We start from the raw sequence: 25,689 nt of genomic DNA, 5'->3' as shown, positions 1-25,689 counted from the left end.
CCCACCCACCACACGAATTACCACCCCCCACCCCACTCCCATATCGGACCGATCGGACCGAAAGGCACCCCCATGCACTTCATCCAGCGCCAGCCCACCAGCAAGGCCCCGGCCGACTGGTTCACCGGAGACGTCTGGTGGGACGTCATCGTCACCGGCCAGGAACCGTCCCGGATGCGAGCCAACCTCGTCCGCTTCGCCCCGGGCGCCCGCACCAACTGGCACTCCCACGCTGTGGGCCAGACCCTCCACATCACCTCCGGCATCGCCCTCATCGGCACCCGCGACGGCACCGTCCTCGAAGCCCACCCCGGCGAAACCATCAGCTGCCCGCCCCACGAGGAACACTGGCACGGCGCCACCCCCAACCACTTCATGGAACACCTCGCCCTCTGGGAAACCACCCCCGACCACACCCCCGAAACCCACTGGTCCACCCCCGTCACGACCTCCCAATACAACGCCCCCCGCCGCCGCAGCAATTGACCCCTACCGCACATACGGATGTCCCGGGCCGCAGCCCGGGACATCCGCCGCTATTACGACACCCACGAGACCTGAATGTGCTCCGGGCTCGGCGCGCTGGCCATCACCAACGGGCAACCGACGTCTGGAACGCCGCGCCGGCCCACCTTCAACAGAGCAATAGCGGGAGCCCACCGAAAGTCGGAATCGCAGGAATTCCACGCGCTCGTTGCGGTGGCTACCGCGGCCGGCTTGACGTTCCGCCCAGTGACTGCTCCTCGTGCCGAGGGGTTGGAGACACGCCGCGCGGTGTCGATCTGGGCGTCCCGCCGCATCGGCATCATGACGACGTGGCTGTCCCCGCGTCGCCAACTGACGATCCCCCGAGTCCCGCCCGATCGCCGACGGGGAAGTGCGGCTCAGCGCCCCGAAGCCTTGTCCGGCGCGCCTTCGACTCCCTTGCGGAGTCACACCGTACTTGTGGAATAAAGGTCGCCGAACCTGGCGGGTGGGTTTCTCGGTCGCCCGCCGTTCCGTGATGTGAGGGCAGCGGCCCGAGGTGGTCAACCCGTTTCCGTCGCTTACCGAGATGGAGTCGCCGGCTCATCGCACGCAAAGAGCATAGGTAGGTGGTCTGCGGTAGCGGCTTGGCGAGATGACCAAGGCGATGGCACTGGCCGTCACCGAACGGGTCGGCGAACCGGTCGAGGAACACGCCACGCGATCCTCGGCACACCGGTTCTCTCTGGTCAAGGAATCCGGTCTCGCGCACACCATCGACCAGTACGGCTCGCCCTCTTGAACATGGACGCGTGTCGGCAATGGACGAGCCATATCCGAGCGCTATCGGGCCTCCGCGTTTAGGTTGGAATAAGTCCCGCTCCTACCGACTTCCATGCCTTACACCAGACTCTTGGGTGCCATGCTGTGCCTGGCTTCCCGGTTCTCGCCGCTCAGTGCATTTCTGAGTGGGATCGCGTGGACCGTTGAATTTGGATTATGTCATAGCAGGTCAGTCAAATTTGGCCCGAGCCCGTCAATGATGTCGGGAGCCTTGAGGCCGTGGCCCTCGGCGACGCCGAAATAGGTCGGCTCCCCTGGCTCGGCCAAGACCCCCAGCATGTCATCCAGATGTCGCAGCGCTTCCGCGAGGCGCGGGGCATTGCGTTCATGAACGGCAGGATGTGGTCTGCCCTGAAAATCACATAGACTCCAGACGTCGTGGTAGACGGAGAGTTCCGCCGAGGGGCCGATGACGTCGGGAGATACGCTGAGTTCTACGAGGCGAGGTTCGCGATGGGGTTTTCCTTCGGCGTCGAGCCAAATACCCGAACCGACCACGGTGATCTCGGACATCTCTGCTGACGGGTAGCCGACCGGTTGGCAGGCCCTTGCCTGTTCCGCGATTTTAGGGTCTTCAAGTGAGCGCCCCGCGATGTCGAGGCGAGTATGGATACCGATCCCACCCTTGCCCACCTCGAACCAGCTCCACTCCAAGGAGGCGGGCTTCAGCAACTCGTTCGCCTGCAGAACGGCGGACATGCGCGAAGCCGTCTCGAGAGCTGACTCCAGCCCCGGCCCGGTCACGTCCTCAAGATCCCAAAACCATGATCCGCATTCCTTTGGTGCGCGCATCAGAGTCGGCATGGACTTTCCTTACGGTTTAGTTGCATTGGTCGGGAATACGGTGAAAGAACCGTCCTTGAAGCGTAGCTCAAAAGAGGCATTGGTTCGGTCCGCGGCGCGGTGGACAATATTCAACATGCGCTCTGTCAATGATCCCTTGACATCGTCAATGTCCAGAATCGCGGCCTTCACTTTCACTCCCGGTCCTGCGAGCTGAGCCTTCGCGATCTTCGTCACCGCCGACTTGATCCCATTGGCACTCTGCAGATCCTTGAGTTGGGCGCCGTACTCGATGCCGTTCTCGGATCTTACGAGAACATCCAAGTCGAGATTTTCGTCGGGTAGCTTCAACTCGAATTCAATGTTACCTACACCCTTGGTCTGCAGGTCGGCGGCATGTTCCAGTGCTTGATGAACAGCTGGCATCATGTCTCTCTGCTTCACCTGGAAGATGAGATCCTTATATCCTGGGCAGTCAGAGAATCGTCCGCCTGCGATATATTCGGCGACAGCTCCTCCATAGCCCGACTTTCGGAGCTGAATCAGCATTCGTTCCTGGTCCGCCGGAGGTACCTTCGACTCCGTAAGTGCGGCCAGGACCGCGTCTTCCTGCTCGGGGGCCATTTTGCCCAGAGGCTGTTGAGCAACGCTATCGCCTTCGAGATGCACGGAAGGCTCGTCAGGGGTGCCTGGTGCGTCCGTCCCATGGCTGTCATGGCCGGAGCCGGCGCCACCTCCGGAGTTGGCATCGGACGAAGTCGGCTCTTCGTGTCCGCTGTATGGCGCGTTTCCGTGACCGCCCTGGTGCGCCGCATCCTGCCCGACCCCCGTGCCGTGGCCTGACTCAACGGGTTTGGCCTCCGTGTTGGCCCGGCCGCCCAAGGGGGAGGCGTCGATATGGTCGTTGTTGGGCGTGTGAGTGCTCCCGGTGCTGCTTGGGCCATCATGATTCGTTGCAGAGATCGGGCGGATGCCGTCGTCCGGTCTGCTCCCTCCGGGGCCCACGCCGCCGTGCGCCCGGCCGGGCACGTCCGAGCCGACGGGTACGGCGTCATCGCCCCGTCCGCCGACTCCGGCCAGGACCGGTTGCTCCTGGCGAACCGGGGTCTCGGTCCGCGGGGTGTCCGCGCCCGCGGCGGAGGTGGTGGTTTGTGCCTTGGGGGCGTCTTCGGCGTGTTGGAAGAGGGTGCCGTCCTCGTTGTAGAGGTCGCCTCTGCCGCTCATGTACTTTCCGGTGGCCGGGTCCTTCACCGTGTTCGGTGGGAGGTCGACGGTTCCTTCGGGCAGCTTGATCCGGTCGTCAGGGAGCTTGGTCGCCCCTTCGGGGATGGCGGTGCCCTTGGGCAACTGCACCGTGCCGTCCGGGAGCTTGACGGCGCCTTCGGGCAGACTGAAGGCCCCCTCTGAGATTTTCGGGACCTGGAGATGGCCGGTGTTCTTCAGGTGGGCCATGACGTCGCTGATCTTGGATACGCCGGTGCCTGCGCCCTTGAAGAGGTAGGTCATGGGGTCGATGGCCTCGCCGACCTTGCCGGCCATGGACGCGGCTCTGGCCGCTGCGCCGGCTTTGGTCGCGCCTTCGACGGCGGCGCCGCCGCCTCGGGTGATGAGGGCGGTGAGGACGTTGAAGGTGACGGCGCCGGCGGCGCGGGAGCCGTTGGATTGCCATTGGTCCCAGGCGACGAAGGCCTTGCCGGACTCGAGCATCGCGGTGCGGGCGTCGCGGAACCAGGAGGGGAGCATGCGTCCTGGCGTCATCAGGTAGAGGGGGGCCGCGGCGGGCATGATGCCGAGGAGTCCGGCGGTGGTGGAGAGTTTGGCCAGGCCCTTCCATGCCTTTCCGGCGGCGTCCCAGCCATCGACGCCGACGAGGGTGAGCAGCCCTTTGATGGCGCCGCCGGCGCCGTCGATGAGGACGCCTTTGCCGAAGTCGTAGGCGTGGTCCCAGACCTTCCACCAGGGAACGGATTCCTCGACCGCCTCGCCCCAGGGCAGGCTTGGGGAGTGGGTGAGGGTTTTGGCGTCGTAGCCGTAGCCGCTCTTGTGGGCGGCGTCGAGGGTGTGGAGTTTCTGGCCGCCGACCAGGCCGACGATCTTGGCGTGGCAGTCGCGTTCGGCTGCCTGGAACGCGGCCCAGACCTGGGCGATCTTGTTGCGGCGGGCCAGATTCTCCTCGATCAGGTCGCTGTCTTCGCGCCAGTCGTCGTCGCTGCCCTCGACCTTGTGGCGGAAGTCGGCGGCGTCCTGTTGGAGCTGCTTGAGCTGGTTGACCAGAGGCCGGATCTCGTGGGCGTAGGTGCCCAGGGCGCCGGCGATGACCCGCATGTCGTGGCTGACGTCGCGGGCGGTGTCCGCTACGGGTTTGGTGACGGCGAAGAGTTGCTCGGCCTCGGGCGCCTTGTAGAAGGCGGACAGGCCGCCGAAGGAGGTGTGGACGGCCGAGCCGGCGGTTTCGACCTTGGGGCCGCCGTGGGAGAGGGACTTGACCTTGGATTCGAGGAGGTCGAGGTCGCCGGTGAAGACCGGTACTTCGGAGGGGTCGACCGGTGCGCCGTCGCTCATCTCTGCTTCCCCCCGAGGTCCTTGAATGCGTCCAGGCGTACGGCGCGGGCGGCGTTCTGGGCGTTCCGCGCGGCTTCCAGGTCGCCCTGGACGTACTCATTGGTGGCCTTCACCGCGCCGAGAACGGCGGCCTGGCAGCGCTCGGCCATGGCGTTGAAGTCGTTCTTGCGGGCCGCGGCATACGCGGCCAGCGCGGTGGCGACCGGACCCGTCGACGTCTGCGACCACACCGGTGCGCCCGTCGGCCCCTTCGCCGCGGGCCCCGGCATCACGGGCCCGTGCGGTGACGCGGCCGCTTGTGAGCCCGGCACGGCCGTGCCCGCCGCCTGCGCGGCGTCGCGCAGGTCCGCGAGCAACCCGCTCAGCACGTCCCCCAGGTCCTCGGCGTGCCCGCCGACGACCTTCAACTGACCCTGCACACCCTGCGGTTGAATATCCCACGACGTCATGGATCCCCCCTGCCTCACTTTCCGCCGCGCCGCCCGCAGCTGTCATGTGCGGCGCCGCCCCTTCCCCGGGCGGCCGCGACCACCCCGCCGGCGCGCCCCGGAAGGCGCTTGCCGTGCCGGTCCACCGCGGCCGGTCAGCCGATGTTGTCGACCGCGGACTTCGCGCGCGCGAGCGTCTGGTGGGCGGTCGCGTCGTTCTTCTCCAGCGTCGTCTTCAGCAGGTGGATGATGTTCTTGACCTCCTGCGAGGCGCGGTTCCAGCGCATTTCCTTGGCGTGGTACTCCTCCGCGACACCGTCCGCGGTGAAGTCCGCCATCGCCTGCTTGACCTGCGCGTCACGCGCCGCGATCACCTGCTCCAGACGTCCGATCACCGCCTGGATGTTGCCCTGCGCCTCCGCCGACGCGCCCGAGTCGTACGAGCGGCGGTCCATACCCGCAGCCATCACTATCCTCCCCGTTGAAAAATCCGATGACGTCTGCCGCGCCGGCCGGTCAGCGGCCGGAGAAGCGGGCCGCGTCGAAGTTCGCCGCCGCCATCTGCGACCGGGCGTTGTCGGCCTGCTCCTGAACGCCCGAGCCGAACGCCGACTCCATGCCCGACTGGCCGCCCACGATCGCGGCCAGCGCGCTGTTCAACTCCGCCGTGATCTCGTCCGCGTGCGCCTTGAACGAATCGAACGCCGCCTTGCCCGCGCCGTTGAACTTCCCCTCCAACGGCTGGGCCGCCTGGACCAGCTGATGGATCAGCGACCCCAGTTCCGTACTCGACCCCTGCGACTGCGACCTCAGCGTCGAGAGCGTCTGCGCCCCCATGTCGAACTTCATCCCAGCTCCCCCTACCAGTCCTGACGTGCCTACGGCCATGCCTATCAACCGCGACGTAACCGCCGCAATCGACAATCCGATGCTACGACGAGGGTGTGACAGTGGCTGGCTGCCAGGGGCTGCCAGGGGCTGACAAGGGCTGACGGTGGCTCAAAGTCGCTGCTCCTCGCTGCCTCCCCTCATCCGGCCGGCCGGCCCCGCTCACGCGCCCTTCAGATGCCGCATCAGACGTTCGAAGTCCTGCCAGCCCGACAGGTCCGACGGATTGCCCGGCAGCGGGTAGTACAGCGCCGGGCGCGCCGTCGGACCGAGGGGGACCGGTGCCGGGGAGAGCGGGGTGCGGCGGGCGCGGTCACCGGGCATCTGCCGGACCTCCTCGGCGCCGAGCACGAACGCAACCGGCACGCCCGGTCCCTCGAAGCGGGGCGGCACCGCCAGGTCGCGGCGGGCCTTGCGGAGCTGGACGAGCATCGACTGGAGGTGGTGCCGGGTGGCGAGCAGCTCCGCGGCCCCGGTCAGGGACGCAACGGGGGGCTCCTCGCCGGCGCCGTAGCCGAACATCAGCGTGACGTGTTCCTCCACGCCCGCCTTCGTACGGCTGATCCGCACCGTGGCAAGGCCCGGCCGGTCCGGGCCGCCGACCACCACCAACCACGTCGGCTCCGGCGCCCGCTCACGGGCGAGATCGGTGATCTGCCGCGGTGACCAGGGGAGATTGGCGGGTTCCGCCGTTCCCCACCCGGCCGGCGGCTCACCGGTCAGTTCGCGCCATATCGACTCCAGCGCGCCACCGAGCACCAAGCTTTCGTCGGCGGGGTGGACGGTGCGGAACGTCACGGCCAGCTGACGCTCGCCGGTAGCCGTGACCTCCTTGTAGGAGGCCGCCACCGGGGTCCGCGGGTCGTCAGCTGTCGCCTCCGCCGACGGTGCGGGGGCGAACATGCCGTCCTGCCAGCGCAGTACGGCTCCGGTCAGGCCGTCGTAGTAGCCGTCGCGCTCGTCCCGCACGACCCAGCGGGAGGGCCAGGCGCTGAGGCTGTCGCGCGCCGCCGGGGAGAGTGCGGTTCCCGGTGGGGTGACGACCTGGAGGCCGAGCCCGGCGGTGGCGGCGGTGCGGAACGCGTCCGAAAGCCAGGCGGTCATGGCGAGAACCGGACGGTCCTGGATGACCACCGCGACCTTGTCGGTGAGGACGTCGACGGCGGGCTGCCCCGCGGTGGGCGGGGACGCGACGGTCACCCCCTCGGTCTTCACCACGGCCAGGGAGCGCGCGGCCTCGGGCGGCCAGGCGGAGCCGCCGGCCAGCGTGGCCAGCCGGGCGGCGAAGGTCCCGGCGAGTTCTTCCGCGTGTGCGATCCCGGTGGTGGCGCGGGCCTCGGTCCACCAATAGGGGACCGGCGGCGGGGTGGCTCCGAGCAGGCGCTCGGCCTCGCCCTGGACCTGGACGAGCAGCGGCGCCTCGACGGAGACGAGCGGGCGGCCCTCGGCGTCGCACAGCCGCACCACGGCTCCTTCGCCCGCCGTGTCCACGAGGTTGTCGGGTCCCCCGGAGAGCAGGCCGGCGAGCATGGCCCAGGGGTCGGGCATGCGCGAGGTGAGGGCGATGACGTCCTTGGTCATGTTCTCGTCCGGTCCTTCATCGGTCGTGGCATGGCTGCCGTGGGCCTCGTGGTCGCACATGCGCGGGGCGGGTCCCGGTGCGTCACGAGGGGGAGTACGCGGTCTGGATCAGCCGGTTGGGGCGGCCCCTGCGGATGAGGACGCCGCGGCCGGGGGGCTGCTGGGAGGCGTAGACGCCGGGGAACAGCTGGCCCTCGCCGCGGTCGCCCGACATCACGAGCGCCGAGGCCCCCGATTCGCGCAGGCTCTGCACCAAGGGCTCGTAGAGGCCGCGGGAGGCGCCCGCGACACGGCGGGTGAGGACGAAGTGGAGGCCGATGTCCGCGGCGGAGGGGACGTACGGCAGGAACGGGGCGAGAGGTTCCTGGCCGGCGGTGGTCAGGACGTCGTAGTCGTCGACGAGGACCACGATGCGCGCAGGACGCTCGCGACGCCGGCGGCCAGGCCCGCGCACAGCTTGGCGTTGTAGGCGTAGCCGCCGTTGAACTCCTCGGGGATCGCCCCGCGCAGACTCCGCCGGGGGTCCATGACGGCGAAGACCAGCTCGTCCTCGCCGTAGCGGTCGATGAGGCCGCCGGCGATGGTCTTCAGCAGGTTCGTCTTGCCGCATTCGCTGTCGCCCAGGACCAGCAGGTGCTGGTCGTGCCCGAACAGGTCGAGGAGGACGGGTTCGAGGGCGGTCTGGTCCAGGCCGATCGGGACCCGCCGGGGTTCGGTGGCGGGGCCCGGCAGGAGGCCGGGCTCCAGGAGGTGCGGCAGTACGCGGACCGGCTGGGCGACCTCGCCGCTCCAGGTGGCGCGGACGGTCCGGGCGGTACGCTCCAGGACCGTACCCAGCTCCGCGGTGTCGGCGACCCCGTCCGTCCGGGGCAGTGCCACCTGGGCGAAGAGCTTGCGGTCGGTGAGGACGCGGCCGGGCTCGTCGGGGGAGAGCGTGGCGGCGAGTTTGTGGTCGATGCTGGATTCGCCGGGGTCGTTCAGGCGCAGTTCCATACGGGTGCCGAAGGTGGACTGGACGGCGATGCGGGCGTCGTTCCAGCGGAGCATGCCCGCGACGACGTGGATGCCGTAGCCGCCGCCGCGCTTGAGGATGTCGGTGACGCCGTCGTCCAGCTCCTCGAAGTCGTCGCGCAGCGCGCCGAAGCCGTCGATGACGAGCACGATCTCGGCCGAGGCGAGCTGGGGCAGCCGGCCCGCGGCGTGCAGGGCGCGCAGCTGCTCGACGGAGTCGATGCCGTGCTCGCGGAAGAGGTCCTCGCGGGCGGCGAGCATGGTGCGTACTTCTTCGACGGTACGGGCGGCGCGTTCACGGTCGGCGCGGCCCGCGACGCCGCCCACGTGTGGCAGGCCGGACAAGGCGTGGAGGCCGCCGCCGACGAGGTCGAGGCCGTAGACGCCGACCTCGCGCGGGGTGTGGGTGAGGGCGAGGGAGAGGACGAGGGTGCGCAGGAGGGTGGTCTTGCCGGACTGGGGGCCGCCGATGACGGCGGCGTGGCCGCCCGCCACGGTGAGGTCCAGGTACCACTGGCCCTGCCACTGCCGGGTCGGGTCGTCGAGCACGCCGAGCGGTATCTCAAGGGGACCGCGGCGCCCCGCGAGTTGCGTACCGCGCGTACCGACGTCCAGGGGGCCGGCGACGGTGTCCAGGGCGATCGCATCGGGAAGCGGGGGCAGCCAGATGCGGCGCACCGCACCCGCGGCGTTGGTCAGCTGCCCGACCATGACGCCCAGCTCGGTCGGCCCCATCTCCCGGCGCCGTACGGCCTGCTCCTGCTCGTCCGAATTCCCGGCGGTGGCAAGGGAGTTGAAGGTGCCGTAGGGAAGGGCGAGGGGACCCGTGTCCTCGTCCGCCTCGCGCTGCACGGGGCCTCGGTAGGGGCCCGATACGTAGCCGGCCTTGAAGCGGTCGTAGTGGCTGGTGTCGACCTTGAGGTAGCCGAAGCCGGGGATCGGCGGCAGGTGGAAGGCGTCGGTGGTGTCCAGGACGGTGCGGGATTCGTCGGCGGAGAAGGTGCGCAGGCCGAGCCGGTAGGAGAGGTAGGTGTCCAGGCCCTTGAGGTGGCCGCCCTCGATGCGCTGGCTGGACAGCAGCAGGTGGACGCCGATGGAGCGGCCGATGCGGCCGATGGACAGGAACAGGTCGATGAAATCCGGCTTGGCGGTGAGCAGTTCACCGAATTCGTCGATGACGACGAAGAGGTGCGGCAGCGGCTCCAGGCCGGGCCGTCCGTGGGCGCGCAGGGCCGCGTAGTCGCCGATGTCGGCGATGTTGCCGGCGTCCTTGAGGACCTGCTGGCGGCGCTTGACCTCGCCGGCGAGCGAGGCGTGGACGCGCTCGACCAGGCCCGCCTGGTTCTCCAGGTTGGTGATGACCCCGGCGACGTGCGGCAGGCCGGCGAACGGCGCGAAGGTGGCGCCGCCCTTGTAGTCGACGAGGACCAGGGCGAGGTCTTCGGGCGGGTGCGTGGCCGCCAGGGCGAGGACGATGGTGCGCAGCAGTTCGGACTTCCCCGAGCCCGTGGCGCCGACGCACAGGCCGTGCGGGCCCATCCCCAGCTCCGAGGACTCCTTCAGGTCCAGCAGCACCGGTTCGCGGGCGTCGTTGACGCCGATGGGGACGCGCAGGAAGGCGCGTTCGCCGCGCGGCGCCCACAGGCGCGCGAGGTCGAGCCGCGCCACGTCGTCGATGCCGAGCAGCTCGGCGAAGTCGACCGGCCCGGTCAGCGGCGCGTCGGCCCGGGACTCGGCGGACAGCCGCAGCGGCGCCAGCATCCGGGTCAGCCCCTCGGCGAACGCGAGGCCGACGTCGTCCACGGTGCCATGGGCGCCGGCCGGCTCCTGCCCGCGCAGGTCCTCGATGACCACCCGCTCGCCGTCCACGGTGATCCGGACCCCGACCTGCCCCGGCTCCTGCACCCGCTGTTCGAGCAGGTGCAGCACGGTCACTCCCATCTCCCGCAGGCCCACCGCCTCGTCCGGGCACGGCAGTTCAACGGCGTCCGCGCCGTGTCCGTCGGCGACCACCAGCAAGCGGGACGTCATCGACAGGGCGTCGTCACCGGACAAGCCGCGGCGCACCTCGGCCGCGTAGGACGCGCGGCGCCGCAGCTCCGGACCGAGCTGCCGGGCGAGCTGAGGAGGGGAGGGCGCGATACGGCGCGCGGCCACCGGCCCGTCGAACTGCTCGGCGTCCAGCAGATGCGGCAGCCACTTGGCCCACTCCCACTCGGCGATCCGCTCACCGGGCACCGCGAGCGCCATCGCCACATCGTCCGGCGCGTGCAGCGCGGCGGCCTGCACCAGCACGGCGCGCGCGACGCGCAGGCAGTCCTCGCGCGGACCGATGACGCTGACGTTGCCCACGCGGTCGAGCGGGACGGTCAGCGGCAGTTCCGTGCCGGTGCGGAAACGGGCCCGCAGCGCCGACGCCTCGTTCAGCATGAACCGGTCGGGCGGCGTGAGGACGGAGGACCCCTGCTGCGCGATCTGTATCTCGCGCACCGGCATCTCGCCGGCGCCCACCCGAACCCGCAGGAAATCGGCGTCGGCGCGCCGGCGCTCCCACAGCCGCGCCGGATCGCGCACGATGTCGTAGAGCGCGGCCGGCGGCGGGTCGAGCACCTCGGCACGCTCCCGGCGCCGCTGCTCGTCGGCCGAGAGCTCCTCGCGCAGGTCCTCCAGATACGCCAGATACGCCTCGCGCTGGGTGCGCCGGGTGCGCTGGGCCCTGCCGCGCTGCGAGAAGACCAGGGCGGCGGACCCGATGACGGTGACGAGGAGGATGATCGCGCCGAGCCCGGCGAACTGGCTGTTGCGCACCACCGTCATCATCACCACCGACGACATGACACCGGCGACGGGCAGCAGCGACATGGCGATATTGCCCGCCTTGCCCTCGGGGAGGTTGGGCGGGGCCTCGATGACGCGCGGCTCGGAGGCGGCCGGGGGCCGGACGGTCCTGGCCGGTCGGTGGATCAGTCGGGTACTCATCGTCGTCGTCCGTCAGTCGCAGTTCATCGGGCCCGGCCGTGGCGCACGGTCGGGCCCGGCATCCGGTCAGTGGCGTGTCTGGGCGAGCTGGAAGACGTCCGCGGCGATGCGCGCGGCGGCCTCCCTGGTCGGGGCGGCGAGGAGTTCGGTACGGACCGGCCCGCCGGCGGCCAAGTGCCGGTCGTACGGCAGGACGTGGACGCTCGCCCCCGTGGTCCCGATCCGCCGGGCGGCCTCGTCGAGGTCGAGTCCTTGGTGCGGGACCAGCTCCGTGAGGACGACGACCGTGCCGGCGATCACCTGCCGGGGCAGCTTCCGCATCCACTGGAGCACGGCGTACGTACTGCTGACGCCCTCCGGCGTGGCCGGCGCGGTCAGCACCCGGCTGTGGGAGGCGGCCAGCGCGACCCGGGCGACCTCGGCGGGCAGCGTCTCGCAGTCGACGACCATCACCCCGAAGTAGCGCCGCAGCGCCACCACCGCCCGCTCGTACGCCCGGCTGTCCAGCATCGCGCCGATCTGCCCCAGACTCGCGGGCAGCAACCACGCGTTATCGGGCAGCTGGACGAGATAACCGGTGACGTCGAGCAGCGTCATGTCCGGCTTCACGAGGTCCGCGATATCGCTCGTCGTCCAGCGCCGCGACGGGGCACCGAGCCGCAGCGGCAGCGAGCCCAGCGCCGGATCGGCCTCCAGGAAGAGGACCGGATCCTGACGGTAGTGCGCGTAGGCGGTGCCCAGCAGCGCGGCAACGGTGGACTTGCCGGACCCGCCCCGGATGGAGGTGACGGCGATCTGCCGGCCGGTCGTCACGGGCTGCTGGAGCACGGCGGCGGTGCGGGTCGCCTCGGCGACCTCACGGGCGGCGGACGAGGAGAGCGTACGGCGCAGGGCGCGCGCGGCACGCGCTGCCCAGGACTCACCGCGCCGCGGCTTGCGCAGGCCGGGCATCCCCTCGTCCACCACGGGCCGGGAGCCGGACGACGCGGTGCCGGGCGGGGTCTGCGGGGAGTACGGGGCCGGGGCGGGCTGCTCCTGCGGCTGGCCGTACGACTGCGGGTGCGGGTGCGGAGAGCCGGGACGGCCGCCATTGCTGCCCGCCTGCGGCCCCTCCACCGGGTACGGACGACCGGCCTGCCGCGCCGCGCCGACCTCACCCGCGGTACCGGGCCCCGGTCCCTGGGGGACCTCCGCGGGAAGCCCCGGCCCGGGCGCCGGGTCGCCATACGTTGGGGCGGACGGGCCCTGCGCCCCCTGCTGTGCGCCGCCCCGCAGATCGCGCAGCACATCCCCCTGCCAGCCGTCTCCGCTCGACATGCCTGCCCTTCATCCCAACCCGCTGCCCCGCCCGCAGCGCTCGCACATCGACTCAGAACTGTTCAGAACTGTCAGAACTGGTGGAGCAGCTGCCCGTACACACCGAACACCCCGAACGCGAGCGGGAACAGCCCCACCATCCCGACCGATTCCACCAGATCGGCCATCCGCCGCAGCCGGACCTGCATGTGCTCGGGCACCCGCACCGCCAACACCACCAACGGCAGCACCGCGGCCGCGCACAGCACAATCAGCGGCCCGGCGCCCCCCTCGTGCTCCATCCACACCATCACCAGGCGCACCACCAGGCACGACGCGGCGACGACGAGCGCGGCGACCTCGGCGACCAGCGGGAAGGCCCGCGCCCGCGACAGCAGCACCACCACGACGAGCGACGTCAGGGCCACGGTCCACACGGTCGGCCGCTGCGCCGGTGTCAGCAGCCAGCCCGCCGCGGCCGCCGAGCCCGCGGTCACCGTCGTCGCCAGAACGAGGCCGCGATGCGTCGCGGCAAGCGCGGTCCCCACCTGATGGCGACTCACCGAAACCCCCGCCGAACGGCGGTCGTCGAGCGCGGTCAACCCCGACGCCATCAGGGCGAGCCGCGGCAGCAGCCCCAGCACCACCAGGGAGAAGACGGCCATGACCGCGCCGAGCCGGGCCGGATCGCCCTGAACGGCAGCCGCCGCTTCCCAGGCCGCGGCGAGCACGGCGGTGGCAGCGGCCCCCACGAGCCCGCCCCTGCCCAGGGGCGAGAGGTACCCCAGGGCCGCCAGCGCCACCACCAGCGCGCCCGCCACGCCGGCGAGCCGCCCGGCGCCCGGCCAGCCGTAGGCATCGGCCGCCGTCCACGCGGCGAGCACGCCGAGCCCGCCGGAGGCGACCAGCAGCGCGGTGGCCAGGCCCCGATTCCCCCGCCCGGCCTTCGCGGCGAGCGCACCCGCCGCCAGAAGGACGAGCGACACACCCCACAGCACACCGGCCAGACCACCGAGCGGGAACTCACGCCGGGCGAGCAGCGCGGCGGCCACCGCGAAGGCGACGCTCGCCACACCGGCGCCGGCCCGGCGCGCGGCCGGCCGCCAGCGCCAAGCCCGCACGTCGAGATCGTCAGCCACCTGGTCGGTGACATCGTGGATAACGGGAGCGGGCGGCGCGGAATGCGCCGTGACGAGCCGCAGCACCGTCCCATCGGCGATCCCGGCCGACGCCAGTGTGCTGTCGTGCGGCAGAACCGTTCCGTCCGACGTCGCCAACTGCCGTGCGGCCGGCCGTGACGCGGGCCGATCGCCCAGCAACTCCAGCACATCCGGAATCAACTGCCCGATCGGCGTATCGGAAAGCAGAACGACATCGGCCCGCCGCCGGTCACCGACCAACGTCACCCGACTCAGCTGCCCCCGAGAAGTCGCATTTCCGCTCACCACTTACCGGAACCTATCATCGCGCCCTTGACGAACTCCCGGCTCAGCCGGACCGCCTGGCCGATTCCGATCCGCCGACACGCCCCGGATTCCCGCCGTCCGCGCCCCCTGCCCGTACTGCCGCACCTGCCTCTGCTGCTTCTCCTGCTCCGACTTCTGCTGCGCCAGCGTGTGCTGAAGAAACGACCACCCCACACACCCCGCACACAGCACAGCCGTGATCGCGATCCCCGCGAACACCTTCCCCAGCCGCTCATCCGCCGACCGCCGCCCCCGCTGCGCACCGAACAGCACGGCATCCCGCATCCTGCGCCGCCGCACCGCCACCGACTCCAGCAACTGACTGTCGTAATCCCGCACTACGTCGCCTTCCACCGCCTCGGTCGTCCCGACTTACCCTCGCAACATAAGGCATGGGCCTATTGGCGACGGACCGGTGCGCCGGGCAGGCGGCCCCACAGCGCCGGTTCCTCGGCCGCGTGGTGAGTACACCCCCGCCCCCGCGGGCGATCCGCAAGATTCGGACGGACTGCCTCATCGGTCGCCACACGGGCTGGGCGACTGTCACGGGCAGCGTGATCCCGCAGACGGCTGCCGACGATGTGCGATGCAGCTCGGCAGCCACCACCTAGTTCAAGCGAAGAGTGACGAGTGGCGCCTGCTGATGCCTCGTCAAGCGCGAGAGCGTCACGATATCGCAAAGATGATATAAATCTCTCTTTCCGATTCTATGTAATTTGCAAAGAGTGGGGCGGATGTCATAAACATTGATCGCTTTTGGCTGCTCCGTGGGGGATTCCTGTGCGTTGTGTGCGATCTGTCGCAACTCTCATTGTTTTCGTGCTCGCTGTGCTGTGTGGCACGGAACAGGCCGCGTTGGCGCTGAACAAGTGGGAGCAGGTCAACTCGCTGATCACTGACGCACCGGAGCAGCGGTGGGGCTCGGCCGACGGCAAGGGGCACCACTCCTCGGCCGCGGACACCCGTGCCCGCGCCGGCGGTGGTCGTGCCGGGGCGTTGGAGGCCCCCGGACAGTTGCCGGCAGAGCAGAGAGCTCCCGGCAAGGACATGCTGACCGGCAAGAAGCTAGGCGCTGCGGCCGCGCCGCCTGCCATGGATCCTGCCGAGCAGGTCGAGGCGCCCCCCGTGCCTGAGCCCAAGGGATTTGATCCCGAATCGAGCCGGGAGGTCGTGGACGAGCGGGCGCGCCAGCAGCGCACGTACCGGAATGAAGACGGTACGTACACCACGCGCTTCTACGACGAGCCGGTCAACTTCCGGACGAGGGACGGCAAGTGGCAGGCGATCGACCCCTCGCTCGTCCGCCGGGAATCCCCTGCGGGGCCGCGAACAATGAGTGCCGCAGCGCCGGGTTGGGAGACTCGGTCGACGGAGTCGGGCATCGTCTTCGCTGATCACGCTGACGCCACCCCGGTGCTGACGATGGATGTCGGTGAGGGATACGCGATCGGCTACGGGGTCGAAGGCGCCGCGCACCGTGAGGGCGCCGTGGACGGAGCGCTGGTCGCCTATCGCGATGCGCGGCCGGGCGCGGACCTGGAGTACCTCGCGAGCAGTGACTCGGTGAAGGAGACCCTGCTCCTCAAGGGCAAGGAGGCGCCTACCGAGTGGCGTTTCCCGCTGCAGACACAGGGGTTGACGGCGAAGCCGGACGAGCGCGGTGGTGTCGCCTTCACGGACAAGGACGGTCGTGAGCGGGCCTGGATGCCGCCGGGCTGGATGGAGGACTCCGCCCTCGACGAGCACGGGAACCAGGGCGAGATCTCCTCCGGTGTGCACTACAGCCTGGAGGACAAGGACGGCCGGCAGACCCTGGTTGTCTCCTTGGACAAGGAGTGGCTGGCCGCGCCGGAACGGGTCTTCCCGGTGCGGGTCGACCCCTCGGTCAAGGCACTTGCCGCCACGTCCGGTACGTACGTCCAGTCCCCGTACGACCAGAACTTCTCCAGCGACACCATCCTCAAGGTCGGAACGTACGACGGCGGTAAGCACAAGGCGGCCTCCTTCCTGCGCTTCAACGGTGTGGAGTCGGAGCTCAAGAACGCCTGGGTGCTCGGCGCCCGGCTGTCGCTGTACAACACCTGGTCCTACTCGTGCAGCGCGCGTCCGGTGACAGTCCATCCCCTCACCTCCAACTGGGAAGAGAGGAGCACCACGAAGTACCCCGGGCCGGCCACCGGGCCGTCGCTGGCGTCCAAGAGCTTTGCGCACGGCTGGCGGCCGGCAGGGACCAACAACTGGTCCTGCGGCCCGGCTTGGGAAGGCATTGATCTCGGGACAGCCGGCCGTCATCTCGTGGATGACTGGACACACGGCCGCAAGAAGAACTACGGGTTGGCGGTCAAGGCGTCGGAATCCGACTCCCGGGCATGGAAGCAGTTCGGATCGGACAACTACCCCAATGGCAAGCCCAGTCTCGATGTGACGTGGGACAAGTACGGGGCTGCCTACAAGGCCGGCGCCTTCACCAAGCCGGTGACCGCCACCTCTGAGGGGGCGATGAAGGTCACGGTCACCAACCAGGGCCGTGACACCTGGGGAAAGGCCGGCCAGTACAAGCTGCGCTACGACCTGTTCGATGCCAAGGGCATGCGGCTCAACGAGGATTCCAAGGTGCGCTGGACCGCGATGCCCCGTGACGTCAAGCCGGGTGAGAGCGTGACACTCGACGCCGCGATCGCCCCGATGGCGCCCGGTACTTACACGCTCGTGTGGACGATGGAAGACGTCGGCACCGTTCGCTTCACCGACCGGGGTGTGCCTGGTGCCGCCATCAAGTTCTCCGCCGCCAACATCCCGCCACAGCTCACAGCCGAATCACCGGGCAGTGGGGGCATCCTGCCCTCGCTGACGCCCACGCTGTGGGCCGCGGGCAAGGACCACGACCACTATCCGAGCAACGCGCTGCAGTACTCCTTCGAGGTGTGCGAGGTCGAAGGCAAGGACGCTCGCAAGAACTGCCGCATGGGCCCGCGTGGTGCCTCCCAGCAGTGGTCGGTCCCCAGCGGCTGGCTGTCCTGGGGCAAGAACTACGCTTGGTATGCCTACGTCTACGACGGCAAGGACACCTCCGTCCGCCCCAACCCGGCATTTTTCAGCAGCCAGGTGCCGCAGCCTGCTGTGACCGGATACCTCGGTGGCGACGGCGGCCGCGAGTTCGGCGCCCGGGCCGGGAACTACTCCACGGCCGCGACCGATGCCTCGGTGTCCACCGTCGGGCCCGAGCTGGCGGTGACCCGTACCTACAATTCGCTCGACCCGCGCACCGACAACGTCTTCGGCGCCGGCTGGTCGACTCGCTGGGACATGCGGGCGTTGCGCGAGAACAGCGGCGATGTGGTCGTCACGCTCGCCAACGGCAGCCGGGTCCGGTTCGGCCGCAACACGGACGGCAGCTACGCAGGTCCGTCCGGGGGCAAGGGAACCCTCACCCAGACCAAGGATGGCGGCTGGGTTCTGCGGGACAGCTCGGCGATCCTGTACTCCTTCGACTCCGCCGGACGCCTGACAAAGATCACGGACGATGCCGGGCGGGAACAGTACCTGACATACACCGACGGCAGATTGGCACAGGCAAAGGACGCGCTGTCGGGACGCGCTCTGGCCTTCACCTGGAGGGACGACCGGGTCGCATCGGTGACCACGAATGAGGTCGGCGGTGGAAAGTCCGGGCTGACCTGGACCTATGGGTACTCCGGAGGTCGCCTGGCGAAGGTCTGCGCACCGGACTCCGGCACCAAGTGCACGGTGTACGACACCGCCGACGGCTCGCTGTACCGCAGCGCCGTCCTGGACCGTAACCCCCTGTCCTACTGGCGACTTGGTGAGACCGAGGGCTCGGTCGCCAAGAGCGCAGCGCCCTCACGCACCGGTCTGAACGACGCCCTCTACCGAGACGTGCAGCTCGGTAAGAGTGGCGCGTTGGCGGGTACCAGCGACCTGGGCGCGGAGTTCGACGGTGAGGACTCTTACGTCGAACTGCCCGAGGACACCTTGCGGACCTCCACGTTCCTGACCACCGAGCTGTGGTTCAAGACAACCACCCCCGGCGTGCTGGTTGGCTTTCAGGATGGACGTCTCGACGAAGGGCAGCCTGGGGACTGGGTACCGCCGCTGACGATCGACAGGGACGGAAAGCTGCGCGGACAGTACTGGACCGGCAAGGTCGAGACGATCGTGAGCAAGTCCGCGGTCACGGACGATGTCTGGCATCACGCCGTACTGACCGGCGCGGGCACCACGCAGTCTCTCTACCTCGACGGTGAGCTCGTCGGTTCGCGTACCGGCCCGATCGACCACCGGAACATGTCGTATGCCTACCTGGGTGCCGGCTTCTCCAGCCCGGGCTGGGGGACGTCCGACGGCGTGCATCACTTCAAGGGCAGCATGGACGAGGTGGCCATCTACCACCACGCGCTGGACGCGGCGGCCGTGGCTGAGCACTACGCGTCCCGCAAGGCCGTCGGCCAGATGACCAAGGCCACCCTGCCGTCGGGCCGGGTCCACGCCCAGGTTGCGTACGACAGCGCCACCGGGCGGGCGACCGAAATCACCGACCGCAACGGCGGAACCTGGAAGGTGTCAGCTCCCACCTATTCCACCGGTTCGACGGCCTACGCCGCTGCTGTGCGCAAGGCAGGGCCGGCCGGCTACTGGAGGCTCGGCGAGCGCAGCGGCGCCACTGCCGCCAATGAGATCGGCGACGGTGGCGACGGCTCATACCTTGACGGTGCCCAGCTCGGCGGAGCCGGAGCTTTCGCAGACGGCGACAACGGTGCCTTGACTCTGGACGGCACACGAAGCGCAGTGGAACTCCCCACGGACGCCTTCCACAACGGCGGCCCGATATCGGTCGAGATGTGGTTCCGGGCGGAGCAGCCGGGTGTCCTGTTCGGTCTGCAGGACAAGGAACTCGGACAGACACCGTCGAAGTGGAACCCCAGCCTGCTGGTCGCCGCCGACGGCAAGCTGCGGGCGCAGATATCGAGTGGGGGGAAGAACGACCCGATCGTCTCCGCGCAGAAGGTGACCGACGGCACATGGCACCATGTGGTGCTGGCCGTCCACGACTTCGGACAGGCACTCTTCCTCGACGGTGAGGCCGTCGGCTTCAAGGACGGAGCCGTCAAGCCGCAGACCGTGGGGCACGCGTACATCGGTGCCGGTTTCTCCAGCACGGGCTGGGACGGAATAGAGGGCAACAAAACCCGGTACCTGACCGGTGAGGTGGACGAGGTCGCCTTCTACTCCTACGCCGTCTCCCGGGCGGAGGCGACCGGGCACTACCTGGCCCGCAACGGTCTCGTATCCGGCAGCGGCGCCGCGTACCAGGGAATCGTCACCGCAGACGCGCCAGGCGGCTACTGGCGGCTGGACGACATGGAGGAAACGGCACACAGCCGCACGGCGGTGAACGACGGTACCGGCCGCTACATCAATGCTCAGCGAGGCGTGTTCGGCATCTTCGGTACCGCCGACAACTACGGGGTGCACCTCTCGGGCAACGGTGCGGTGGAGGTTCCGTTCGAGCGGCTGGTCAAGGCTCCAGACATCTCGGTGGAACTGTGGTTCCGTACGGATAAGCCGGGAGTGCTGTTCAGTCTGCAGGACAGGAAGCTGGGCGAGACACCGTCAAAGTGGAATCCCAGTCTGCTCATCGACCCGCAAGGCAAGCTGCGTGGCCGCCTGTGGACTGCCGCGTCGCCGACCGGCATCATCTCGCCCGGCGCCGTCACGGACCGCCAGTGGCACCACGTCGTTCTGGCCGGCTCGGGCAGCGGTCAGTCGATGTACCTGGACGGCACCAAGGTGGGCTCGCTCGACGGCGAGGTCAAGCCGCAGTCGATGACGTACGCCTACTTCGGGGCGGGATACTCCAACCGGGGCTGGGACGGCCTGGACAAGGCCGACACCCGGTACTTCACCGGCGAGCTGGACGAGGCGGCGGTCTACCCCAAGACCCTGACCGAGGACCAGGTCGCCCGGCACTACCAGGGCCGACAGCACTCCGGCTTCTCCGCGCTGACGTCGACCGTCTCGGTCACCGACCCGCAGGGGCGCACCAGCAGTGTTTCCTATGACGCGCTGCGCGGCCAGCGACCGGTGGCCGCCATCGATGCCGACGGCGGACGCACCACCTACGCATACGACACCGGCGGCTTCCTGCACACCGTGACCGACCCCAACGGGCACACCACGGTCACTGGACATGACACGCACGGCAACACCGTCTCCAGGACCACCTGCCGCGACAGCAACTCCTGCTGGACCACCTTCACCGACTACTACGTCAACGACAAGGACCCGCTGGACCCGCGCAACGACAAGATCGTGGCGACCCGGGATGCCCGTTCCTCCAGCGCCAAGGACGACCGTTACAAGACGGCGATGACCTACACCGCACACGGTCTGCCCGACAAGACCGTGCTCGCCGACGGGAGCACCTCGGCCACCACGTACACCACCGGAACGGAAGCGGCCGAAGGCGGCGGAACCGTACCCGCGGGCCTGGTCAGCGTCCAGACCGCTCTCGACGGCGCGGTCACCCGCTTCGATTACTACGCCAACGGCGACCTGGCTCGGACCAACTCGCCGTCCGGCTTGATCACGCGGTTCGCCTACGACGGCCTCGGCCGCAAGGTCTCCGAAACCCAGATATCGGACACCTTCCCCAAGGGCGTCACCACCACTTACACCCACGACAACCTCTCGCGCGTGGTGTCCGAGACAGGCACCAGCGTCAAGAACGAGATCACCGGCGCCACCCACACCGCCAAGATCACCCGCACCTTTGACCCGGACGGCAAGCTGCTGACCGAGTCCACCGAGGACATCACGGGTGGCGACGCCACCCGCGTCACGACCCATCACTACGACACCCACGGGCGCCTGGAACGCACCACCGACGCCGAGGGGAACGAGACCAGCTACGGGTATGACACGTTCGGCCGGGTTGACCGCCAGCAGGACGCGATCGGCAATACCTTCGCCTACACCTACACGCCTCGTGGTCAGCACGCCACCACCGTCCTGAAGGACTGGCAAGGCGGCCCCTCCGGCGAGCCACGTGATCTGACCGTCGTCTCGCACTCCTACGATCCGGCAGGGCGACTGGCCGAAACCACCGACGCGATGGGCGCCACCACCGCGTACACCTACTACGACGACGGCCTGCCGGCCACCGTCACGGCCAAGGACGTCGTACAGGCCGACGGCAGTAAGCACGACATCGTCCTGGAGAAGAACCACTACGACGGCGCGGGCAACCTCACCGAGCAGACCACCGGCGGTGGACGGACAACCGTCACCCGCGAGGTGGACGCTCTAGGACGGATCACCCGCAGCATCCTCGACCCCAAGGGCCTCAACCGCTGGACCACCTACGGCTACGACCCGGGCGGCCGACTCGCCGAGCAGAAGAACGCACTGACCACCAAGCACGTCACCTACGACACCGCGGGCAACCCCGTAACCGAGACCCTCAACGACGGAAAGCGCGAGATCACCAACCGGTACGCCTACGACCAGCGCGGTCTGCTGGTGTCCTCGGTGAGCCCGCGGGGCACGGAGGAGGGGGCCAAGGCCGCGGACTTCACCACCACCGTCCGCTATGACGAGCTGGGCCGCCCTGTGGAGAGCATCTCCCCACAGATACAGGCCGAGCAGGGAGGCGCGGAGGCCAAGGCCGTCAAGCCGGCCACACTCACCGGCTACAACACCTTCGGTGAAGCCACCGCGACGCGCGACCCCAACGGCGCGATCACCCGCACCGAAGTCGACAGGCTCGGTCGCGCCACCGCCGTCACCTTGCCCGGCTACACCCCGCCGGGCGGCGAGAAGATCACCGCAGTTCAGCGGACGGCATACGACGGCGTCGGCCGCATCACCTCCACGACCGACCCGCTGGGACGGGTTGTCGGGTACGCCTACGACCAGTTCGGCCACCTCACCGGGAAAACCCTCCCCATGCGGCAGGCGGACGCCGGTACGCCGCAACTCAACGACAAGAGCAGCTGGTTCAAGCTGGGCCCCAAGGGCTTGCCGCAGTTCCCGGACAAGGGTCACTGGTTCACCTGGACCCCCACCGGCCTGCCGCTGTCGGCCACCGACCCCAACGGCGCACGCGTGGAGGCCACCTACGACGGACTCGGCCGCAAGCTGACCTCGACAGTCGTCGAACGCAGCGCCCCCGACCACAACCTGACGACCCGCTACTCCTGGGACGACGCAAGCAACCAGATCGCCTTCACCAGCCCCGCGGGCCGCACCACGAAGGCCGCCTACAACGCGGCCGGTGAACCGGTCGAAACGACCGACCCCGCGGGCGGCACGACGACGTTCGGCTATGACGCACTGGGGCGGCGGAGCGAGACCACCGATGCCACCGGCCGCAAGAGCACCACGCAATACGACGGCCTGGGCAACATCACCGGCACCACTGACTACGGCACCGGCACTCAGGCGCTGCGCTCGACCGGAGCCCAGTACGACGCCGACGGAAACCGCGTTGCCGCCACGACGGCGACCGGCAGCACGATCAAGTTCGCCTATGACGCGCTGGGCCGGATGACCAGCCAGACCGAAGAGGTGGCCGACGGCAAGTCGATCAACACCGGCTTCGGCTACGACGCCGCCGGCAACCGCACGCGTATGACCGACGGCCGCGGCAACAGCACCACATACACCTTCACCCCCTGGGGGCTGCCCGAGTCCACCATCGAACCCGCCACCAAGGCCCACCTCAAGGCCACCGACCGCACCTGGACCACGATCTACGACGCAGCCGGCCAGGACGTCACCGAGCTGCTGCCCGGCGGCGTAACGCGCCACCGCACCTTCGACCTCTCCGGACGACTGGTCAAGGAGACCGGACAGGGAGCAGAAGCCACCACCGGCGACCGCGTCCTGGAATACGACCTGGGCGGACGACTCACCGCGACAGGCGCCGGTGACGGGCCGGACCGCAACACCTTCCACTACAACGACCGCGGTCAGCTCCTCTTGGCAGACGGCAAGGGCGGCAAGTCGACCTACGCGTACGACGTCGATGGCAACATGACCTCCCGCGCCGACGCGTCCGGAACGACCACCTTCACCTACGACAGCGCAGGCCGACTCAGCCTGACCCAGGACGCCCTGACAGGCGCGCGCTCCCAGGTGTCCTACGACGCCGCCGGCCGCGTCACCCAGGAGCAGTACGCCACGCGTGCGCCGTCCTCCAGCGATGCCTGGACCGAGGGCGCACGACGCAGCGACAGCTACGACGCCCTGGGCCGGCTGACCGAGGACAAGATCACCTCGCCCGACGGCAAGAGCGAGGTCACCGCCATGAGCTACGGCTACGACCTCGACGACCGCCTGACGGCCAAGACCACCCACGGCACCGCCGGCGCCGGCACCAACACCTACGGCTACGACAAGGCAGGCCGCCTGACCTCCTGGACCGCCGGCGGCACCACCACCTCCTACACGTGGGACGCGGCAGGCAATCGCACCGCGGTCGGTACGTCCGCCGCCACCTACGACGAACGCAACCAGCTGCTCACACAAGGAGACACCACCTACGGCTACACACCACGCGGCGCCCTCGCCTCCATCAACTCCGGCAAGGGCGCTTCCCGCCACCTCACCCACGACGCCTTCGAACGCCGGATCACCGACGGCGACACCACGTACTCCTATGACGCGCTGGACCGCGTCACCCGGCGTGGCGACACCTCCTTCACCTACGACGGCGGGTCCAACAACCCGGTCAGCGACGGCACCCGCACCTACAGCCACACCCCGGACGGCAGTCTGCTGGCCACGTCCAACGGCCAGGCCGCGGCACAGCGCTCCCTGACAGACCGCCACACCGACGTGGTCGCGGGCCTGACCCCGGACGGCACGAAAGTCACCGGCTCTACCGCCTACGACCCTTTCGGTACCGTCACCGCCAAGGCCGGCATCACCGCCTCGCTCGGTTACCAGTCCGGCTGGACCGACCCCACCAGCGGCGACATCAACATGGCTGCCCGCTGGTACCAGCCAGGCACCGGCACCTTCGCCTCCCGCGACACCTGGCAGCTGGACCCCACACCGTCCGTCAAGGGCAACCGCTACCTGTACGGCGATGCCGATCCGCTCAACGCCACCGACCCAACAGGCCACTTCATTCCGCTCGTGATAGGCGGCGGCCTCGCGCTGGGAGAGGCCCTTGGCTGGGGGATCTTCGGGGGCGTCGTCACCGGCGGTGGGGCCGTGGTCATCGACCAGTGGTCCCGCAACCACACGGGCGGGGTCATCGGCAGCTACCGTCCCACCATGGCCTGGGACTCCATTACCTCCACCAACCCCCTGGCAGGGCAGGTTGACTACTGGACACAGGCGTCTCGTGGCCGCGAATTCATCGTGTCGACCCCCGGAGCCTATAGAGGAGGGTCCTATACGCACTCCGGGTCTCGCCGCTGGCGCTCTTGGGCGACCTACCGGGCACGTGGCCGGACCATGATGCAGACCAAGGCACGTCCCGTCCGCCCGCCGCGCCCGCCGATCCCGCAGAACCCCAACCGCGGCAAGCACCCCAAGCCGGCCCCGAACCGTCCCACTCCGAAACCGGATTGGGACCCCGGTAGCGGTCAGTGGAAGCCGGGCGACGGCTGGAATATCGTCCTCGGTGCCCTCCACATGATCGAGATGCTGGGCGGCGACGAGCAGTACACACCAGACGAAGTCCCGGCCCATCATCCCGCACCAGGCGCCGACTCCGGCAGTGGCAACGCCAACGACGAGCAGGTGGATTGCCGCCGTGGCGGTTCTGGTTGGATCGATCTCGGCCCTCTGGACCCGGCCAACGGAAACCGCGCTACCGGCGCGGAGGCGTGCCTGGACTCGGCCTACATCGCCGAGCACCCCGGATCCAGCACAATGTCGTCGAAACTGACTCCCCCCGGATACGCCTGGGCCAGGGGGATGGCTGGGTACCTCGGGAATCGTCCTCCCGGTTCGTGGGTCAACGCTTGCCACCTGATTGCGCGCCAGCTCGGTGGCGACGGGAGGAATTTGCAGAATCTGTCGACGTGCTCGCGTTCGGCCAACGCGACCCCCATCGCTGAGGACGATCCGGGCAATCCAGAACGCATGAGCAAGTACGAGACCTTGATCAAGAAGGCGATTGGTCTCGGGCAGGTCGTGCACTACAAAGTCACGCCGACCTATGACGGTAATCGAACCGTGCCCAAGGGGTACGAGATGGTCGCACAGGGAGTTGCTGCGGACGGCACACGGGGCATATCCCTGGATAAATTCGTGCCCAACGATATGTACAGCAACAAATTTGGGGACTGGCGCAACATCGGACGGATCTCTCTCGGCGGTAATCCAGTTCCCGTCGGTGGCACCCCGTGACC

The 25,689-nt window shown here is 69.1% G+C and carries 12 protein-coding genes and 1 pseudogene; 3 read left to right on the top strand and 10 right to left on the bottom strand.

The features are described 5' to 3' along the window. Positions 1-72: 72 nt before the first annotated feature. On the top strand, positions 73-486 hold the full coding sequence (locus ADL22_RS29365) for a cupin domain-containing protein (RefSeq protein WP_066986525.1): 414 nt from the start codon (positions 73-75) through the stop codon (positions 484-486). Positions 487-1,120: 634 nt separating this feature from the next. Further along, positions 1,121-1,267 carry a hypothetical protein gene (locus ADL22_RS35540; RefSeq protein WP_159048737.1) on the top strand — a complete coding sequence of 49 codons (147 nt, stop codon included), beginning with the start codon at positions 1,121-1,123 and terminating at the stop codon, positions 1,265-1,267. A 200-nt stretch (positions 1,268-1,467) separates the two neighbouring features. On the opposite strand, the gene ADL22_RS29360 is transcribed toward ADL22_RS35540, so the two are convergent. The 10 genes and pseudogenes from ADL22_RS29360 to ADL22_RS36515 all read right to left on the bottom strand — a co-directional run bounded on the left by ADL22_RS29360 (position 1,468) and on the right by ADL22_RS36515 (position 14,587). Next, positions 1,468-2,112 (bottom strand): hypothetical protein, encoded by a 645-nt coding sequence (locus ADL22_RS29360; RefSeq protein ID WP_234430899.1) that lies wholly within the window; start codon positions 2,110-2,112, stop codon positions 1,468-1,470. 9 nt (positions 2,113-2,121) lie between these two features. Beyond that, on the bottom strand, positions 2,122-4,653 hold the full coding sequence (locus ADL22_RS29355; protein WP_066986522.1) for a hypothetical protein: 2,532 nt from the start codon (positions 4,651-4,653) through the stop codon (positions 2,122-2,124). Next, positions 4,650-5,102 carry a DUF6507 family protein gene (locus ADL22_RS29350; protein WP_066986516.1) on the bottom strand — a complete coding sequence of 151 codons (453 nt, stop codon included), beginning with the start codon at positions 5,100-5,102 and terminating at the stop codon, positions 4,650-4,652. Before ADL22_RS29350 ends, ADL22_RS29355 begins: the two co-directional genes overlap by 4 nt. A gap of 134 nt (positions 5,103-5,236) precedes the next feature. Then, positions 5,237-5,548 (bottom strand): pore-forming ESAT-6 family protein, encoded by a 312-nt coding sequence (locus ADL22_RS29345; RefSeq protein ID WP_066986513.1) that lies wholly within the window; start codon positions 5,546-5,548, stop codon positions 5,237-5,239. 49 nt (positions 5,549-5,597) lie between these two features. Continuing rightward, on the bottom strand, positions 5,598-5,930 hold the full coding sequence (locus ADL22_RS29340) for a hypothetical protein (RefSeq protein ID WP_066986510.1): 333 nt from the start codon (positions 5,928-5,930) through the stop codon (positions 5,598-5,600). Positions 5,931-6,131: 201 nt separating this feature from the next. Then, on the bottom strand, positions 6,132-7,550 hold the full coding sequence (locus tag ADL22_RS29335; protein WP_066986543.1) for a DUF6177 family protein: 1,419 nt from the start codon (positions 7,548-7,550) through the stop codon (positions 6,132-6,134). A gap of 82 nt (positions 7,551-7,632) precedes the next feature. Then, a pseudogene (gene eccCa / locus ADL22_RS29330) lies at positions 7,633-11,540 on the bottom strand (type VII secretion protein EccCa). Positions 11,541-11,606: 66 nt separating this feature from the next. After that, positions 11,607-12,857 (bottom strand): MinD/ParA family ATP-binding protein, encoded by a 1,251-nt coding sequence (locus tag ADL22_RS29325; RefSeq protein WP_079064522.1) that lies wholly within the window; start codon positions 12,855-12,857, stop codon positions 11,607-11,609. A gap of 71 nt (positions 12,858-12,928) precedes the next feature. Then, positions 12,929-14,284 carry a type VII secretion integral membrane protein EccD gene (gene eccD, locus ADL22_RS29320; RefSeq protein ID WP_066986507.1) on the bottom strand — a complete coding sequence of 452 codons (1,356 nt, stop codon included), beginning with the start codon at positions 14,282-14,284 and terminating at the stop codon, positions 12,929-12,931. Next, positions 14,285-14,587 carry a hypothetical protein gene (locus tag ADL22_RS36515; protein ID WP_234430901.1) on the bottom strand — a complete coding sequence of 101 codons (303 nt, stop codon included), beginning with the start codon at positions 14,585-14,587 and terminating at the stop codon, positions 14,285-14,287. An 807-nt stretch (positions 14,588-15,394) separates the two neighbouring features. Between ADL22_RS36515 and ADL22_RS29310 the strand changes: the two genes are divergently transcribed. After that, positions 15,395-25,687, top strand: coding sequence for a LamG-like jellyroll fold domain-containing protein (locus ADL22_RS29310; protein WP_420711609.1), 10,293 nt, complete (start codon positions 15,395-15,397; stop codon positions 25,685-25,687). Positions 25,688-25,689 lie beyond the last annotated feature (2 nt).

It is taken from the genome of Streptomyces sp. NRRL F-4489 (assembly GCF_001509485.1).
Classification (GTDB): Bacteria; Actinomycetota; Actinomycetes; order Streptomycetales; family Streptomycetaceae; genus Streptomyces.
Note: the sequence above shows the minus strand (reverse complement) of the source record. Positions and strands in the feature narration are given on the sequence as shown.